At 47.8% G+C, this 16,550-nt stretch carries 15 protein-coding genes; 4 read left to right on the top strand and 11 right to left on the bottom strand.

Annotated features, from left to right (window positions below):
* Positions 1-104 precede the first annotated feature (104 nt).
* From AC5JLB_RS05270 to AC5JLB_RS05260, 3 genes are all read right to left on the bottom strand, one after another.
* A complete protein-coding gene (locus AC5JLB_RS05270) occupies positions 105-539 on the bottom strand; it encodes a hypothetical protein (protein ID WP_495872798.1) in 435 nt (144 codons plus the stop codon).
* 482 nt (positions 540-1,021) lie between these two features.
* Entirely contained in the window at positions 1,022-1,783 is a 762-nt protein-coding gene (locus AC5JLB_RS05265) for a nucleotidyl transferase AbiEii/AbiGii toxin family protein (protein ID WP_495872797.1), read from the bottom strand.
* The gene (locus AC5JLB_RS05260; RefSeq protein ID WP_495872796.1) at positions 1,770-2,837 is read right to left on the bottom strand and encodes a type IV toxin-antitoxin system AbiEi family antitoxin; all 1,068 of its coding nucleotides are present in this window, start codon (positions 2,835-2,837) and stop codon (positions 1,770-1,772) included. Before AC5JLB_RS05260 ends, AC5JLB_RS05265 begins: the two co-directional genes overlap by 14 nt.
* Before the next feature lie 104 nt (positions 2,838-2,941).
* On the opposite strand from AC5JLB_RS05260, the gene AC5JLB_RS05255 reads away from it, so the two are divergent.
* Together AC5JLB_RS05255 and AC5JLB_RS05250 are read left to right on the top strand one after the other, a co-directional pair.
* Positions 2,942-5,134: a pentapeptide repeat-containing protein gene (locus AC5JLB_RS05255; RefSeq protein WP_495872795.1), complete on the top strand. Its 2,193-nt coding sequence runs from the start codon at positions 2,942-2,944 to the stop codon at positions 5,132-5,134.
* A gap of 389 nt (positions 5,135-5,523) precedes the next feature.
* Positions 5,524-6,999, top strand: coding sequence for an LCP family protein (locus AC5JLB_RS05250; RefSeq protein ID WP_495872794.1), 1,476 nt, complete (start codon positions 5,524-5,526; stop codon positions 6,997-6,999).
* Positions 7,000-7,044: 45 nt separating this feature from the next.
* On the opposite strand, the gene AC5JLB_RS05245 is transcribed toward AC5JLB_RS05250, so the two are convergent.
* From AC5JLB_RS05245 to AC5JLB_RS05235, 3 genes are all read right to left on the bottom strand, one after another.
* The gene (locus AC5JLB_RS05245) at positions 7,045-7,551 is read right to left on the bottom strand and encodes an MAPEG family protein (RefSeq protein WP_495872793.1); all 507 of its coding nucleotides are present in this window, start codon (positions 7,549-7,551) and stop codon (positions 7,045-7,047) included.
* Between the two features lie 263 nt (positions 7,552-7,814).
* Positions 7,815-8,915 (bottom strand): 3-dehydroquinate synthase, encoded by a 1,101-nt coding sequence (gene aroB, locus AC5JLB_RS05240; RefSeq protein WP_495872792.1) that lies wholly within the window; start codon positions 8,913-8,915, stop codon positions 7,815-7,817.
* Positions 8,916-9,064: 149 nt separating this feature from the next.
* Complete coding sequence (locus tag AC5JLB_RS05235; RefSeq protein ID WP_495872791.1) at positions 9,065-9,541, bottom strand: ester cyclase; 477 nt, start codon at positions 9,539-9,541, stop codon at positions 9,065-9,067.
* A gap of 106 nt (positions 9,542-9,647) precedes the next feature.
* Between AC5JLB_RS05235 and petL the strand changes: the two genes are divergently transcribed.
* Positions 9,648-9,740, top strand: a complete 93-nt coding sequence (gene petL / locus AC5JLB_RS05230; RefSeq protein WP_495694128.1) for a cytochrome b6-f complex subunit PetL — start codon at positions 9,648-9,650, stop codon at positions 9,738-9,740.
* 32 nt (positions 9,741-9,772) lie between these two features.
* Here the strand turns inward: petL and AC5JLB_RS05225 are convergent, their stop codons facing one another.
* Complete coding sequence (locus AC5JLB_RS05225) at positions 9,773-10,753, bottom strand: NAD-dependent epimerase/dehydratase family protein (protein WP_495872790.1); 981 nt, start codon at positions 10,751-10,753, stop codon at positions 9,773-9,775.
* Between the two features lie 145 nt (positions 10,754-10,898).
* The gene (gene hemE, locus AC5JLB_RS05220) at positions 10,899-11,966 is read right to left on the bottom strand and encodes a uroporphyrinogen decarboxylase (protein ID WP_495872789.1); all 1,068 of its coding nucleotides are present in this window, start codon (positions 11,964-11,966) and stop codon (positions 10,899-10,901) included.
* Positions 11,967-12,211: 245 nt separating this feature from the next.
* On the opposite strand from hemE, the gene AC5JLB_RS05215 reads away from it, so the two are divergent.
* Complete coding sequence (locus tag AC5JLB_RS05215) at positions 12,212-12,514, top strand: WGxxGxxG family protein (protein WP_495872788.1); 303 nt, start codon at positions 12,212-12,214, stop codon at positions 12,512-12,514.
* Positions 12,515-12,585: 71 nt separating this feature from the next.
* Here AC5JLB_RS05215 and AC5JLB_RS05210 read toward each other — a convergent pair whose 3' ends face one another.
* From AC5JLB_RS05210 to AC5JLB_RS05200, 3 genes are all read right to left on the bottom strand, one after another.
* Positions 12,586-14,334, bottom strand: coding sequence for a serine/threonine protein kinase (locus AC5JLB_RS05210; RefSeq protein ID WP_495872787.1), 1,749 nt, complete (start codon positions 14,332-14,334; stop codon positions 12,586-12,588).
* Between the two features lie 60 nt (positions 14,335-14,394).
* Positions 14,395-15,267, bottom strand: a complete 873-nt coding sequence (locus AC5JLB_RS05205) for a sensor histidine kinase (protein WP_495872786.1) — start codon at positions 15,265-15,267, stop codon at positions 14,395-14,397.
* 547 nt (positions 15,268-15,814) lie between these two features.
* A complete protein-coding gene (locus AC5JLB_RS05200) occupies positions 15,815-16,423 on the bottom strand; it encodes an L-threonylcarbamoyladenylate synthase (protein WP_495872785.1) in 609 nt (202 codons plus the stop codon).
* Positions 16,424-16,550: the final 127 nt, after the last annotated feature.

Raw genomic sequence — 16,550 nt, 5'->3', positions numbered from 1 at the left:
CTCAGAAGGGGACAGCCCTTCAACCTGCCAATGAACGATCTACAACTGTAGTACTGAGCAATTTTAAGAAAAAAGCAGGCAAGCTGCCTGCTCTAGTGAATTGATTAATGGTGTGATCCGTTTTTAGACACTTCCGGTTCTGGTGTACTCTTCACGCTGCGAGTTTTCTTTCCAGCATCTGCGCTATTCAGCGTCGGTTCTCCAGATTTGGCAGTAGTCCGACGACGAGTGCGTTGAGGGCCGTTCACCATGCGAAATTCTTCGCTGTTTTTGCCGTATCGAGAGGCAATGCCGAATAACATTCGCTCACTGATGTCTGCGATCGCTTTTTCTTTCTCGCGCACGAGGCTGGAGGTTTGATCAATCGTTGCCAATGCGGTGTTGTAGGATTCAACAATTGTGCGGGTCTCTTCAATCAGAGTTGAGAGTGCTGCGATCGTGAGTCCCTTGCCCAAATCGAGGGACGGATCAATGGATTTCAAGCTGGCAATCCGAAGTTGCGCTCGCTCAAGCGTTTTTGAGTTTCTTTGACGCGCCATAAAGGTAGATTTTCCTTTGCAATAAAGAATGCTTCGAGCCTAATCAGTGCAAGGAGCAATCTCCACCCGGATTCATCTGTAAATTAAGCGTCATTGTATAAAAAACTTTGTTTATTTCAGTAAATTTGCGATCAAGACTTGTTTTCTAAAACGTTTGCTTGCGATTGCTCCGCAAGCTCCGAAGGATCGCTCTGCAAGTTTGGAAAGATCGCAGATGTTGATCTTTTAGAGCACAGAATTAACGCCAAGATCGAAAATTGAATGACAAGATCACAGAGTCAAACTCTACGATGCCGCGATCGTATTGAACAAATCGCGGCATGTACTGCCGTGATCTTTCTATTTCAATACGAATTCTCATTAATATTTCAGTAAATTACGCAAATGATTTCATACTTCAGAGTTTCGTTTTGAGAATCGCACTGGTTAAAGCAGTAAATGCGCAACTGCTTTGTAAGATTTGCTCAATTGAGTTGGGTGTTTTACTTGTGCAAGCCCTGCCTCAGAACTTGCAGTTTCTCAGCCAAGAAATCAGAGGCATCATCTAATTTCAGCAGTAACTGAGCCACAATAAGATCGATCTGATGCACTGTCTCTGCTCGAAAAATAGACCGAATATCTTGACCGAGTAGATAAATTGCAGCATCTTGATATTCAAGTTCTCCAGTAGAGAGTTCTTCAACAAGTTCCTCGTATACTCGCTCGTCATCGCTGTAATGCTTCAAGATAAACTCAATGTCGCTCAGATCTTTAGTTGTTTTCTCTCGACGATCACTCCAAGCAAACAGCTTTAGCACCACAAAAGCAGGTGTATCCACAACCTGAAACTCAAGATCATCAATTAATTCAGTGCTTGCGCTGTGTAACGCTTCTTCCAACCCCATCACATTCATTTGATTGCCGTCAGACCACTCGATTTGTTGATTTGGCTCTCCGATTGCCCCAAAAGGCACGATGTCTACTTCTGTATTCGTTTCAATATGAATAAATTTATGAGTAATGCGGGTCGCATTAAAGCGAGGAGGTACTCCTTGAGTCATGCGATCGCGTACCGTTTGAAAGTCTGACCAATCTGTAACCGGAATCGCAATATCCCAATCTCGTGTGCTTCGTCCTTGAATATTCTGCTGCTTGTCAAACACGAGTAATCTTGCTCCAGCCCCAACAATTAGCATGGGTAACTCTAAAGAATCAATTACTTCTTTGAGATCTGCCAAAACTTTTTTGTCTTCAGGCTCCAGCATCGTTCACCCTCGGAGCAATGTACTCATCGAATAGACGATTAGCTGTTTCACCTACCCGATCATCCTGGATCATCTGCAATTCAGCGTGAATTAGCAATGGATCAGCAAGAATTGAAAATTGATTGTTATTCCAGGCGTTAGTCATGCCAAATTGCCGCACAAACGAAATTTCTCCTCTAGGGCTGGGTCTAAGTTTGAGTTTCACAAAAATGGGACGATAGTCTTCTGGTACATGCAGCGTTGCAGTTGTGGGACGCAGATAATCTGTCGCGATCGCAGATCCCAGTTCTCCGCCAACAAGATATCTGTACTCCTTTGCGTATTGAGTAATAGCATCAGCAACTTCAGAAAACGTGCGCTGCCCAACTGGAGTAAATGTATTAATCAGCAATTTAGAACGCAAGCTTTCGACATAGCCCATCTCCCAACGCTCTAAGAGTTTGATGTAATTCACGATGTAATAGCGCTTGTGTTTGCGCTGAATATAACCAAGTCGAGCAAGTTTTTCTAAGTCATTCTCTACTATGTGGCTCGAAACCTCATGTAATTCAGCGAGAACATGCTCAAGATCAGAAATCTTCAAAACTCCTGGGTTTCGTAGCATTTCATAAATGATTTGCAGTGAGCTAGTAGTAATTTCAAACGATTCGCTTTCTATTTTTGAAGAGTGTTGACGCCGCACCAAGGTGTATAGACTCGGACTGTTGAGATAAATATTACCTGCTGTGTCAATGAACTCAATATTTTGCTCAAGCAACTGATCAATCACTTGATCCGGTAAGTCTTGTGTGATTAACAGCGATCGCTGTCCATCGTCTAACCGGTGCTTGAGTTGGATGAAATACTCAACAATGAAGTCGACCGTTTCACTGGTCACATTTGACTTAATTTCACAAATATATTCAACTCGTCGTCCAGAATTGTCTAAAATCAGTTGACCATCTGCCAAAACCTTGGGCGTCATGTACGGCATTGCCTCAACCCTTGCCTGAAAATTGGGCAACGCTTCAAGTTGCTTCAAAGATTTTTGCAGTAAAGGATGCTTAGGCTGCATAAAAATATTTTTATTCGAGATGTGCCTATTCTATTACGCGCTATCTTCTGGGTAGAGATCGAGGTATAAAGAGCAAACAGTTTCTACGTTGCATCGATCTTCCTGTGCGATCTAAAGCTTTTGCGTGTCTAATTTCGATTGTTATCAGTTGGCTGACCTTTTTTATCTTCAGTACACCCGCGATCGCGGCGATCGCGCAACCCGATCGCACACCGTTAACGCTGGAACTTCTGCAAGAACGGCTGCGATCGCCCATTCCCAGTGAAGGAACACGCATTCTTGACTTGCGGCGTATGGAGATCGATTTGCGTCCCGAAAATAGCGCATTTCGCGACCAGTTTTACAGTTTGCTACAAGCAAATCTTCAGCGACCAGGCGCACCCATGGGTTTAGATCTGAGCTACTCCCACATTGAAGGCGATTTAACAATTAGTAAGTTAGGATTACGCGCCCCATTCTACGACGGTGAAGCACTTTCGCCGATTTTTACCCCAACAGAACAGGCACAACTAAAGCGCGATCGTCGCCGTCTCTATCGCCTCAGCACACTCTCACAATCGTTGCTCATTACTCCCGCAAAAGACACAACTCTCACCGCACCTCTGCAAATTACAGTCTTTCGAGGTTCGCTCAAGCTAATGCAAGCCCGTGTGAGCGGAATTGCAGACTTTTCCAACACATTTTTTCTCAATCGCGTCGAATCGCAAGGAACACAGTTTCCCGCAGGAGCAAATTTAACGCAAGTTCGGTTTAGTTTACCTGCCAGTTTTGCCAGCGCCAACTTTGGGCGAGACGTTCAGCTTCGCAACAGCATTTTTTTTGGCAAAGCCGACTTCAATCAAGTGCAGTTTCGCGGCAATGTTAATTTTCAGGGCAGCGAGTTTCAAACCACCGCAAACTTTAATCAAGCGGTGTTTTATCAGCCCGCTAACTTTGTGCGCGTGCAGTGGCAAGGCAACGCCGACTTTGCTCAAACTCGCTGGCGCGAACAGGTGCAGTTTAGCAGAGGAAAATTTAGCCAATCGCTTTTTCTTACCGATGCCACGTTTGAGAAATCGGCGATGTTTCGAGATGCACAATTTGATCGTCCGGCAAATCTGCGCGGAGCCACAATTCTCGATCGCGCTGACTTTAGCTACTGCACATTTAGCAAAAATGCCTACCTCAACGTTCCAGGACTGCGATTTGATGCCGATGAAGCCAAAATCTTTGGCGATCCAGGACAAATTGGGCGCGTCCTCTCTGTGCCAACCTTGTCTGGAAACGAAAATTTGTTGCGTGAGCTAATCCGCAACTTCCGCCGCTTAGAACAGATTGCCGATGCCAATCAAATTGATTATTTGCGGCAACAACTGCGATCGCGTCTCCTGCTCCAACAGGTAATCGGCACAAATCTCAACAGCGCCAGTTTTGACCAACTCCAACGCATCGGATTTACGTCAAAACAAGCGAATGTGATTGTGCAACGCCGAGATCAGCAGCCGTTTCGCAATCGCACGGAGTTGCTGAGTCTCGATGAAATTGGCATCGCCACTTATATTAATGTGCGCGATCGCATCATCACGACCGAGCCGCTTCCCCCCCTACTGGATGCCTGGAATCGGATTTCTACCGCGATCTCATGGCTCGGATTAAGTCTACTCCTGCTACTGAGCCGAGATGGAACTAGTTTTTGGCTAATTTTTGGAATTGGACTTGTCACCGTTGCCTACTTCAGCATTTTGTTTTGGATCAGCGATCGCGGACGCAGACGGTATCCAAAACCCATCTTGCCCACGCTAGAAGAAACCATTTGGGTAATCGTTTTAGCAACTGTTTTGACTGTATTAGGACTCACTGCCATTTTTCAAACTGCCGATCGTCCTTGGATCACGCTTTTAAGTTGGTCAATCGTCGCCGTTCCAATTCCCTTGCTGCTGCTGCTATTGCTTTACCGCCAAGGACGCTATCATCCTCTCCTTGAAACGAGCTACTTCATGGAAGAAGGCACATTACGTCAACTGCGCATCTTAATTGGACGCTTGCCCACGATTCCCCGTTATCCCCTCTTTCGAGAACGCTATCTTCCCATTCCCTGGAACAAACGCTGGAACTGGCTCAACTATTTTGACTTCAGTTTCAATAATTTTCTCCGCTTCGGCTTCAACGATCTGCGAATGCGCGACGAACATCTTCCAAGCCTAATCGCAACTTTAGTGTGGTATCAGTGGACGCTAGGAACGCTCTACATCGCGCTGCTGCTCTGGACACTTTCTAGAACCATTCCTGGATTGAACTTGTTAATCTATTTCAAATAAACCCTACTAAATCGATCGATGCCTGCGCCAACGGATCGACTTACCCGATCTCGTACAGACGTTTCGGCGAAACGTCTCTTCCCGATTTTTCACCCTTAGACAATCTGCTACATTCAAAATTAATCCCGCTAAATCATCTAAATTTGGATGAATTCGACCCAAATTTCCGCAAACAGTTGAATTCATCCTGTTTTTATGAGCAAAATTGGGGAAATATGGTTAACGTGCTGCTGTTTAGCCTCTTTAAAGAGACTGTCAGTAGAAACGGCAACAACTTTGTGAAAAAAAACGTCGAGAATTATTTAATTGCCTACAATTGAGTCTCAATCTGACTTCGACCCTTTTTAAAAACCTTGTAGCTTTAGTCTTGGTGTGTGTTGAGGAAACCTGTGAAAACGAACAAGCGTCCTGTTGCGTCTAAAAAAGCTCCCCCGTCTAAAAAAGCTCCCCTAAAGTCTCGTAAACCTGCCAAGCCCAAAGGAGTACGATTACTTTGGTTGACATTTTGCTTAGCGGGCGTCGCCATGATCTCTGCAACCGCAGGCGCTTTGTTAGCCGTCTCTCTCGCCAGCACTCCCCTGATGCAGCGACAACTCAGCCCCGCCGAAGCCTCAATTTTTGGCAAAGGAGAGAAATTTTCAAGCAACGCTAGTTTGCGCCTACCAGAACTGACTCGCCCGGTTAACATCCTAGTGATGGGCGTGAAAGTTCTCACCTCAGATCTCAAAAATCCTCCGGCTAATGCCCAAAATCAAACCTATCATGCGCTGGTAAATTCGTTTGAGGGTCTCACCGACACCATGTTGCTGCTGCGGTTTGACCCCGAAAAGCGCAAGCTCAGCGTGCTGTCGGTTCCACGAGACACCCGGACTTATATTGCCGATCACGGCATGACCAAAATCAACGAAGCCAATTATTACGGCGGTCCTGCCCTAAGCGCCAAATCTGTCAGCGAATTGCTCGGCGGGGTAGGCATCGATCGCTACGTCACCATCAACGTGCAGGGAGTGGAAGCTCTGCTTGAAGCCCTTGGCGGTGTCACCGTTCATGTTCCAAGAGACATGAAATATCAAGACGATAGCCAACATCTCTACATCAATCTCAAAGCTGGACGCCAACACCTCAACGGCAATCAAACGCTTCAGTTACTCCGCTACAGATACGACGAGAACGGCGATATTGGCAGAATTCAACGCCAGCAGATGGTCATGCGTGCCTTGATGGAGCAAGCGTTGAATCCAGCAACCGTAGCTCGTTTTCCTAAAATTTTGTCGGTTGTGCAATCTCACATCGACACCAATCTAACCGTGGAAGAATTAGTGGCGCTCGTTGGCTTCGGCACTCAGGTAAATCGGTCAAACACGAAAATGCTGATGGTTCCTGGCGAGTTCAGTTCTCCAGGAGAATACACAGCGAGCTACTGGTTGCCGCAACCGACAAAGATTCAAGAGCTCATGGCAAAACATTTTGACTTTGGCACAAACAATCTTGAAACCCCCGATCCTAGCGCTCTAAAAATTGCTGTTCAAGACAGCACGAATCAAGAGAAGGGACTGCAAAATGCAATGGGAGCATTGAAGGATGCGGGGTATAACGATGTTTATGTGGGCAAGCCGTGGAGTGAGCCTTTAAGCGTGACGCGAATTGTGGCAGAGTGGGGTGATGTTAGCAGTGCTGAAGCGGTGCGACGTTCTCTAGGCTATGGTGAAGTCCGCATTGAAAATACAGGGGATTTGCAGTCAGACATCACGATTCAGTTGGGTAAAGACGCCTTGCAACCGCCGAAGAAGTCTGCTTCATCAGCGAAGGGAACGCTAGAGAGCCGCAAAGATACTCCTCGGCTGATTTTACCTTCGACCAATTAGCCTTCGTTAGAGTGGGTTGCGTGGCGTAATTTTGAAAGAACCGCTTCATGCAAGTCCGGTGATGCCGTAGTATAGACAAGCAAGGCTGCCGACGATGTAGACAAACCAAGTTCCAAAAAAGCCGATTGCACGAGCAGGAGATGGCCCGTAGGTTTGAATTAAGCCCCATGCATGAAAGATTCGAGCGATCGCAAGCATTCCGCCCAGCAGCCACACGAGCCCATCTGGAGACGGCGCTAATTCTAAGGCAATGATAAATAGGAGCGCTAACGGAACATGTTCTGTGAAATTGGCGTGCGCTCTTACCGTTCGTTGCAGCACACCATCTTCGATCGCTTTGGTAACAACTGTTTTTTGGCTTATTTGATCGACCAAAGCCGCCCATTTATTCGGATTTTTTAGGTAGTCAGGCTGGCTCGCAATATCAGTGCGCGATTCGCCGTGCCAAACTTTAGTGCTGGTGCGCTCCATCACGACAAGGTAAGTTAGCCCGAAGGCAATTAATCCGTGGATACCGATTAAAACAGTTGAAATCGGAATTGGATTTATCATGACTCTTTGTTCTAAACCATTCACTCATCATCGCTTGTTGCTGTCGCTTTAATCCCACGACTCTGAGTTGAAATGCGCATCACGAATGTTCTCTCTCTCACCTTATGTACTGGATTACAAGGTGCTGACGCTTCTAAGTTCAGTTCCTACAGCAATCAAATCATCAAGGCGTTGAGTGTAGAATTTGATGTCGAGAGTTAGCGATCGCTAGTTTGCATTGGTATTGCTCCGATCGCTTTGAAAATGCTTTTTGCCCATGCAAATTACATTTGTCGCAAGACAGCTCGAATTACATCCGCTTCAACTTGATCAATGACGATCACCGTTCCAATCTGTCTTGGCAGCACAAATCGGACTTTGCCCTCTTTTACCTTTTTGTCCGATTGCAGGGTATCCACGATCGCATCAAGATCCATACCGTCAGGTAATTGAGTCGGCAATCCTGCTTTCTCGATTAAAGCAACTTGTCGCTCGCTGCTTTCTCGATCCCAAAGTCCCATCTCAACCGCGATCAATCCTGCCGCTACCATGCCGATCGCAACCCCTTCGCCGTGATTCACCACTCGATATCCGGTCAAACTTTCTACCGCATGTCCGATTGTGTGTCCGTAATTGAGAATTTCTCGTAATCCTGATTCTTTCTCGTCTTTGCTCACCACATGAGCTTTGGCTTGGCACGAACGAGTCAGAATTTCTTGCAACAAATCTTCGCTGACAAAACGAATTTGATCGAGTCGATCCGTGTTCTCTAACTTCTCGAACAGTTCGCGATCCCAAATGATGCCGTATTTGATCACCTCCGCGATCGCGGCTCGAAACTCACGAGCAGGTAACGTACTCAATACCTGCGGATCGATCAACACCAGTCGCGGCTGATGAAATGCCCCAATTAGATTCTTACCTTTGGGATGGTTAACTCCTGTCTTGCCGCCGATCGCTGCATCCACCATCGCGAGTAACGACGTTGGAACCTGAACCACATTAATTCCACGCAGCCACGTTGCCGCCGCAAACCCAGTCATGTCGCCCACAATCCCGCCACCAAGCGCCACCATCGTAGACGATCGCTCTAAATGATTTTCTAACGCTGCATCATAGATTTTCTGAAGCGTTGCCGGAGTTTTGTATCGTTCTCCCGCAGGCAAAATGCAGTGACTAACGGTAAATCCAGCGTTGGTCAACGAATCAATCACCCGTTGTCCGTAGTGTTTAAATATTGTTGAATTTGAGACGACGAGAACTTTTTTGCCCAACTTTTTGATCGTCTCGCTTGTCATTTGTGCGCCGATCTGGTCGAGATTATGGGATGCGATCGCAATCTCATACGAGTTTTGAGGCAACGAAACCGGAATGACAGCTTGCATGATCACAACTTCCGCAAAAACACCTTACCGATCTTACGCTGTACAGACTTGCTCTAGAACCTACTGTTTGTAATATTGCTTTTTTTGTTTGTTATTGATTGTGCTGCGACTGGGTAGCCTCGTTGTGACGATCGCCGTATCTTATGTTTCTAACTTTTCTTAAACGGTTTAGTTAAGAGGTTCCTAACAATACGAGGAATCAAGGTAGGACCTGGTAGAAAGACAATGCCCAACTGTTGCATTAATCCTAGCGCGTCACCTTGTCCCCAATGTTCTACGATTTCCCCATTCCGGACGCGATCAATATGCATAATCGATAACGTGATTGGCTTACCCGTCGGAGGAAGACCTTGAAAATTGCCTGAATGGATACCGGTAAATGTTCCGCAAGTGACCACGCGATCTCCCTCAATAATCACCTGATCAAACCGATGCTGACCGTTTGAGAAGGCTAAGTAAAACGTCGTTCCAAACTGCTTAAACTCTTCACGGTCAAGGGGCTTAGGTACACCCGCTTGATGGGCAATGAAGTCAGATGACAGCAGCGCTACGGCTTGATCTAAGTTGCGGGTATCAAACGCTTTGTAGAACTGAAGGACGATCGCTTTATTTTGCTCAGTGGACATTGGGGTGCGGTTTGGCTCGAAGAACATCAAGGATTCATCTGTAAGCTCCTGTAAATAGTCCTCCAAACTTTTGTATAGTGCTGTTAGGACTATTGGAGAAAAACGTATGGCTGTTGTGACCTATTTAGCTTTGGTAGGCGGTGCGATCGCGCTTGCATTCGGACTTTATACCGCCTTCCGTGCTATCAAGCTAATTTAGAGCATCTGGCGTAGTTCGTAGCTCAAGTCAGGTTACGAACTGCGTTTCTTCTGTGAGCGACCGTTTGGAAGACCGCTCAGCTTAAACACGTCATATAGAGTTGAGCAGTACGTGGTCATGCCAAACGTAGCCGGACTGACAACATTTTGATAGGTGAAATAGCGGTAGTGGAGCGAAAAGTGTTCCCAATCACCCATTTGAATGCGAAATAAGAAAATCAGGAAATCGGCTAACCGCAGCGAGAGCGGAACACGAAAATAAATTCGCTGGCTGAAATAGGTAGAGGCGGCTTCAATCGTTTGATCAACAGTCAGGGCTTCATTGCCGAGGACTAGATCGCGGCGCTTGGTTGCCGGATGCTGAATCAAGTAGAGCACCACTTGAGCAATGTCATAGCCATGAATGAAGTGAAAACTGCCCTCGGCGCTGAGAAACCGAATCAGCTTGATCCACTTCATCACATCAGCAATGCCGGACGAGAGATGCGAGTAGGGATAGCGGTCTCCCCCACCGAGTACAAGAGTCGGAAACAGCGTCGTGAGCTTGGGCGCAATTCCTTCGATCGCTAACTCGGATAGTTTCTCGTGACACCGATACTTCGACTGAATATACGGGCTGCCAATTTCATCGGCTTCCTTGAGAATTTGGTTCTCCCGGCTCAAGATGCTCGCGGTCGAAAAATAAATGACTTGCTCACAGCGATCGGGGTCGAGCAGATTCATCAGCTTAATCGTGCTGACCACATTGATCTCATGAACGTCCTCTCCACCCCAGTCGGTGTGAGCCACAATTGCACAATCGATCGTTTGCAGTAAGTCTTTGTACTGCTCAATCTCTCGCACATCTGCTTGCAGAACCGTAATTCCAGGGCGAGCCTGAACGTCAAACTTTAGCTTGTCAGGGCTTCTAACAAGCAAAAATAGTTCATGCTGCGTGTTCTGGATTAATGATTCAACAATGTAGTGACCAATGCATCCACTTGCACCCGTCACAAAAATTCGCTTTGAGGTCATGAGAAAGGGGGAAGCTAGAGGTTAGAAGGCGAGGAAGCGCGATGAGTCATGGATCATCAGTAAGAGCTATGAATTAACAGAATAAACTCAAAACCCGTAACTTATACCGCAAAACTCTCGAATCCTTACTCTAAACCCCCAATTTCTAATGAGTTGATGGTGCAAGGAACTGATCAACCTGTTTCGCCGTTTCAAAGAAGAATGCCGCATTTTCTTCTGGGGTTTTTGGCAGAATGCCATGACCAAGATTGAGAATGTGCCCCCGATGACCAGCTTTGCGGATCGTATCCAGGATGCGATCACGGATAAACTCTTTCGACCCAAACAGCACGCCGGGATCAATGTTGCCCTGAACATTCATCTCTTTGCCGAGGCGTGCCCGTGCATCTGCCATGTCTACCGTCCAATCGACGCTGATGATGTCTGCGCCCGATTTGGACATCCGCTCTAGAACGCCCGCACTGCCACTAACCAAGAGAATAAGCGGCGTATCGGGGTGAGTTTGTTTGATCTGGCGGAAGACGCGCTGTTGATAGGGCAAAACAAACGTGTCGTAATCTTGCGGACTGACTTGACCGCCCCATGAATCGAACATTTGCACGACCTGAGCGCCGCAGTCAATTTGGTAGCGGGCATAGACCGCGATCGCGTCTGCCAGTTTTTCAAGCAAGCTATGCAAGATGGCAGGCGTCGAAAACGCCATGTTTTTGATGATCGAATAGGTTTTCGAGCCTTTGCCTTCTACGGCATAGGCAGCGAGTGTCCAAGGTGCGCCCACAAAGCCGAGTACCGTGGATTGGTTGCCGACTTCTGCCCGCAGTGCACTCAGAATTGGCTTAATAAACGGCAGCGACTCCTCCGGCTGCAAGGCCCGCAGCGCATCGATTTGAGCCTGCGATCGAATCGGGTCTGCAATAATCGGGCCTTTTCCTTCAGCGATGTCCATCTCGATCCCCAGACCGGGCAACGGGGTGACAATGTCGGAAAACAAAATTACGCCATCGGGCTGAAAGGCTTTCCAAGGCTGCAACGAAATCTCGATCGCAACCTCTGGAATCTCGGAGCGCTCTCGAAACGAAGGGTACTTCTCCCGCAGATCCCGATACGCCTTCATATAGCGCCCTGCCTGTCGCATCATCCAGACCGGAGGACGATCTAACACTTCGCCTCGCGCTGCTCTTAACAAAAGTGGAAGTTGGGAAGAACCCGTCATTTCAGCCTCTTTGCTTTAATCAAATCTTTTGTTTTGTCCACTCCTTAGACTATCACCGTGAGTAGCCGCTTTTGTAGTTAAGTCAGGGTTTGTAACAGTTTTGAAATAATAGAGACGGAGGGAAATGTAGGCGTTTCTCTACCTCAAGTTTCCAAGCTTTTATCCCTTAAGAATGATTAACATTTTGAAGCCAATTAATATTCTGGAGTTGATCACATAGTTGAATTTAACCAAGGATCAAAAATATGTCTAAATTTGCTGCAAAATTTGCCTTAATCGCTGCTCTCCTCGTTGCACCTGGCGCATTGCCCGCTTTCAGCCAAACTGCTCCTGGCGGTGGCACTACCACCACCACTCCTGGTGATACCACAACCACCACCCAAACCAATGATGACTATAACGATGAAGGACGGAACGGTTACTGGGGTCTGCTCGGTTTGCTCGGCTTGTTCGGTCTAATGGGACGCAAGAGCCACCGCAATGAAACCAACACGACCGCGTACCGTGATCCTGATGCTGTTAGTTCTACCCCCCGCGATCGCTACTAATTCGCTGCGCTACTAATTCGCCGTTTGACTAGCTTCAATCCGTAATTGAGACTCCCCTCAATTACGGATTTTTAATGCAGATCCGCGTCCCAAATGCCGATGTAGACACGATCGCTACTGTTTCGCTCGATCACGCCCTCTAGACCGCCCTGCTCGAAGGTGTACTGACTCGTTTGCCGACGCGCCACCCGCTTGAGGGCAGCAAGCACGTCTGGAGGAGCTTGGCTACCCAACATGCCATTAACGGTGACTTGCATCACCAGCGAATCAACAGACGGGGCAAATGAAGCTTCGGTTTGGCGGACTTGACCAGAGGTGCGATCGAACAGATACGCCAACGAAATTTGATTGGGCACAGGTTCATACAGGGCACTTTGGGTATCGCCCCAGTAGCCACGTTTGGTTTGAACGGGCTGTCCTAGGGTAGCTTGCACCTCCTGTACCGACGTTCCAATTGGAAAGCCGGGAATGCGAGACGAGGTTTTAGCAGAACTCGATGGACGCTCTAAAATCTGTTCTACCGAACTATCTGGCGTGGCGGTCGGCTCTGGCGATGGAGGCGGAGTTGGGCTAGGACTGGGGGCAACGGGCGACGGAGAAGCTTGAGGCGGAGGATCGGGCGTTGCTTCGACAGAGGGAGAGCTTGAGGGCGTAACTGTTGGTGTCGGACTCGTCGCGACAATGGGGGCAGGTTCGGGCTGCGATCGCAGCCAAACCGCCGCGATCGTCACGCCAACGAGCGTTAGCCCCGATACCGCCATGAGAATTAGAATGGCGCGACTAGGCTTGCGATCGGAGTTAGGCGGTAGGACTTCTGCTTGAGGAGATGCGGTTGGCGCAGAGCGCAACTCCTTAGGAACCGCAACGGTCGCTGGAAGCGGTGGAGGTAGCGTTTCTGAATTTTGCGTGAGTTCTTCGGCGTTGGGCTGTGGCTGTACACTTCTTGGTCGTTCTGACGGTATGACCACCGCAGAACTGTTGGCAGATATTGAGTTAGAAAGCAGTGCCAGCCAGGCGTCTACGGTTGCTGGACGGTGTTGAGCATCTAGTGCCATGCCTCGAAGAATGGCTTGATTGGTGGAGGCACTTAATCGCCGTTGCAATTGGCGAGGTTCTGGCATGGGCTGATGTTGCCGCAACACAGATGCTACGGGGACTTCGGCGGTGACGAGGGCGTAGAGAGTTGCCGCGAGTCCATAAACGTCGGTGGCGGGAGTGCGTTTATCGTGGGCGAGATACTGCTCAATCGGAGCATATCCGACTGAAATCATGTTGGTATGGGTTTGCATCGAGCCGGGAGTGAATTCGCGGGCAATGCCGAAGTCAATCAGGACGACCTCTTGGGTTCCCTCTCGCAGAATAATGTTTTGGGGTTTAATGTCTCGGTGCAGTAAGCCATTCTGATGCACCACACGAATTGCCGCTCCGATTTGACGAATGTAGTGGATGGCGATCGCTTCGGGCAACGGATGAGCAGGAAACACGACTTCTTCGAGCGTCTCACCGGGGATGTAGTCCATCACCATGTAAGACACATCTGCTTCAATAAAAAAGTCGCTCACGCGCACGATATTGGGATGCACGCACATTGCTAACCGGCGCGCTTCATCCTGAAATTTTCGCTCAAACTCAGCCCGGTTGCGATGCTTTACTCCTTTAGACGACTCGCTCTGATACGCCTCATTCAGCGTTTTAATCACAACGACTTGATGAAGATATTGGTGGACGGCTTTGAACGTGATGCCAAAGCCACCCCGACCGAGTTCTTCAGTTAAGGTATATTTGCCGTTTTGTAACGATTTACCAATCAGCGAGGTCATCAGGCAAGGGGAATGAGGGACTCAGAGCGACAGCCAAACGTGCGATCGCTACGTTCTATTTTAGGCACCCTCTTCCACCAAGGGAATCGAACACTGAATCTGAGTGGCGTTTTCCTTTGACTGAGACGGAGCAGAGAGTAGCGCTAAGCGACCGTTCATAAATTCTAGGACTGTTTGAGCCAGCAGCAACGAAAAGCCTGGGGATGCTCCTTTAGGGCTAGGGGACGATCCTTTTGAACTGGATAGCGATGAAGCCGTGACAGACTGAGATGACGATGCTGCCTGCAATAAATTGGTCGCTTCCTGCCAACTTTCGGCGGGGCGATCGTCCTCAATTAGAATGTGAGCGAACTGCGAATCACAGTGCACCGTCAGCGCGATCGCGCCTTCTTGCATGAGTGAAACCGCGCCACTAATCAAACTGACCAGCACATAGCGCAACCATTTTGGATCGGCAAGCACGTAAAGGGAGTCATCGGGAAAGGCAATCTGAAATTTAAGGTTACGGTTTTCTGTTAACAGGTGAGTTAAGCCGTAAACTTCATTGAGAACGCTCGCCAACGATAATGGCTGAATCTCTAATGTACTGCTGCCATACTCTGCTTTTGAAACGTGAATCACTTCGTCGAGCAACTGCACTAGTTTGAGAGCAGATTCGTGTGCCTGCGCAATGAATTGGCGCTCTTCTTCAGGGCTATCGCAGAGGTCAGACAAGATTAGTTGGTGAGCGCCGATCAAACCGTTGAGAGGCGATCGCAGTTCGTGAGAGGTTCGCGCCAAAAACCCGGCTTTGAACTGGGCGAGTTCTATCGCCATTCGATGCGCGAGTTCTAGCTGTGTTAGCTCGGCTGAGTCTTGAGATGGAGTCTGGGCGCGTCTAGAGAATCGCTCTGATGTCAGTCCTAAGATGACGCGCCGCCGCTTGTTAACCATAAATCGATCATTCAATCCATGAACTGTTGCACAACAATACCCCCTTTAACTGGGCAGGATGAGGGGTGAAAAAAGAATTAGGGCCAGCTTCTTTTTACTTTCTGAAAACCCATCACCAATAACCCATAGCCATCCTGAGTTGATCCTTCACTGCGCCGATTGATCTACTTGAGCTAATCTAATTCAGCTTGAAGCGATTTAAGAAAGCTTGACTCAAATTTAGAAAAGCTTTACTCAAAATCAATAATTGTTTATAGGTAATTAGATTTCGCTTAAACAAAACTTATCTATCAGTTCTCAAAATCAAGTTATCTGAACTGCTAATCAAGTTTTTAGTTCTCAAAATCAAGTTTTTAGTTCTCAAAATCAAGTTTGCAGTTTCCAAAATCAAGTTTGCAGTTCTCAAAATCAATGTTCGAGATTGAGACTAAGCGATCGTTGTTCAGGAAATCTAAAACTAAATCTAAACTGCATTTTCCGCCATGCAGCGATCTCCAATTTCTTCAAGAAATCGGAGATTTGAAATCGTTGAACGTTGGGATTGCTATCAACCAGGGTCGCCGAAGTTCAGTTGAACAGACCCTTGGCGTAGCACTTGCCAACCGCGATCGACCCATTTCACCACTGTAGAAGGCGTCCCAGATGCAGCAGCATTGAGAACTGGAAATTCGCTAGGCGACAGGGTAAGCACGTCTGGAAATTGGGCTTCAATCTCAGGCATGGTCAGTAGCGCAGGTTGCCCGGATCGATTCACGCTCGTCGTAGCTAAAGCCCCAGTTTGCACCAGAATTGTTTGCGCGATCGCAGAGTTTGGAACGCGCAAACCGATCGTTGTTGGATCGCTTGGATTCATTGTGACCGGAACGCGATCGCTCGCGGGCAAAACCAGCGTCAATGCACCAGGAAGATAAGTTTCTGCAACCTGCTGCCAAATCTTCAGTTCGTCATCGCTGCCCGTAACGTATTGCCACAGATCCGCAATTGTACCTGCCATCAAAATCAATGGTTTAGTAAAACTACGCTGTTTAGCTTGGAAGATCAGATCGGCGCGATCGGGTCTAGCCGCGAGAGCAGGAACAGTATCGGTCGGAAAGCTTGCAAGATGATTGCCTTCTAAAAGAGCGGAAACAATCGTATCGAATGGAACTTGAGGCATATACAGCAAGCTTGGTTGAGTGTGAAATAAATCGTTTAGAATTGCATTCCCCTTGAGCAGAGATCTCCAATTTCTAGGTTGTGTTGATAATTATGTGAAGTTGGGCTGAATAAGCTAAAAGGCGATG

It is taken from the genome of Myxacorys chilensis (genome assembly GCF_059505265.1).
This window is presented reverse-complemented; position numbering and strand designations above follow the sequence as displayed.

Excerpts from the sequence above, each read along its gene's own strand:
- AC5JLB_RS05270 (WP_495872798.1), bottom strand. The coding sequence starts at position 539 with ATGGCGCGTCAAAGAAACTCAAAAACGCTTGAGCGAGCGCAACTTCGG.
- AC5JLB_RS05265 (WP_495872797.1), bottom strand. The coding sequence starts at position 1,783 with ATGCTGGAGCCTGAAGACAAAAAAGTTTTGGCAGATCTCAAAGAAGTA.
- AC5JLB_RS05260 (WP_495872796.1), bottom strand. The coding sequence starts at position 2,837 with ATGCAGCCTAAGCATCCTTTACTGCAAAAATCTTTGAAGCAACTTGAA.
- AC5JLB_RS05245 (WP_495872793.1), bottom strand. The coding sequence starts at position 7,551 with ATGATAAATCCAATTCCGATTTCAACTGTTTTAATCGGTATCCACGGA.
- aroB (WP_495872792.1), bottom strand. The coding sequence starts at position 8,915 with ATGCAAGCTGTCATTCCGGTTTCGTTGCCTCAAAACTCGTATGAGATT.
- AC5JLB_RS05235 (WP_495872791.1), bottom strand. The coding sequence starts at position 9,541 with ATGTCCACTGAGCAAAATAAAGCGATCGTCCTTCAGTTCTACAAAGCG.
- petL (WP_495694128.1), top strand. The coding sequence starts at position 9,648 with ATGGCTGTTGTGACCTATTTAGCTTTGGTAGGCGGTGCGATCGCGCTT.
- AC5JLB_RS05225 (WP_495872790.1), bottom strand. The coding sequence starts at position 10,753 with ATGACCTCAAAGCGAATTTTTGTGACGGGTGCAAGTGGATGCATTGGT.
- hemE (WP_495872789.1), bottom strand. The coding sequence starts at position 11,966 with ATGACGGGTTCTTCCCAACTTCCACTTTTGTTAAGAGCAGCGCGAGGC.
- AC5JLB_RS05215 (WP_495872788.1), top strand. The coding sequence starts at position 12,212 with ATGTCTAAATTTGCTGCAAAATTTGCCTTAATCGCTGCTCTCCTCGTT.
- AC5JLB_RS05210 (WP_495872787.1), bottom strand. The coding sequence starts at position 14,334 with ATGACCTCGCTGATTGGTAAATCGTTACAAAACGGCAAATATACCTTA.
- AC5JLB_RS05205 (WP_495872786.1), bottom strand. The coding sequence starts at position 15,267 with ATGGTTAACAAGCGGCGGCGCGTCATCTTAGGACTGACATCAGAGCGA.
- AC5JLB_RS05200 (WP_495872785.1), bottom strand. The coding sequence starts at position 16,423 with ATGCCTCAAGTTCCATTCGATACGATTGTTTCCGCTCTTTTAGAAGGC.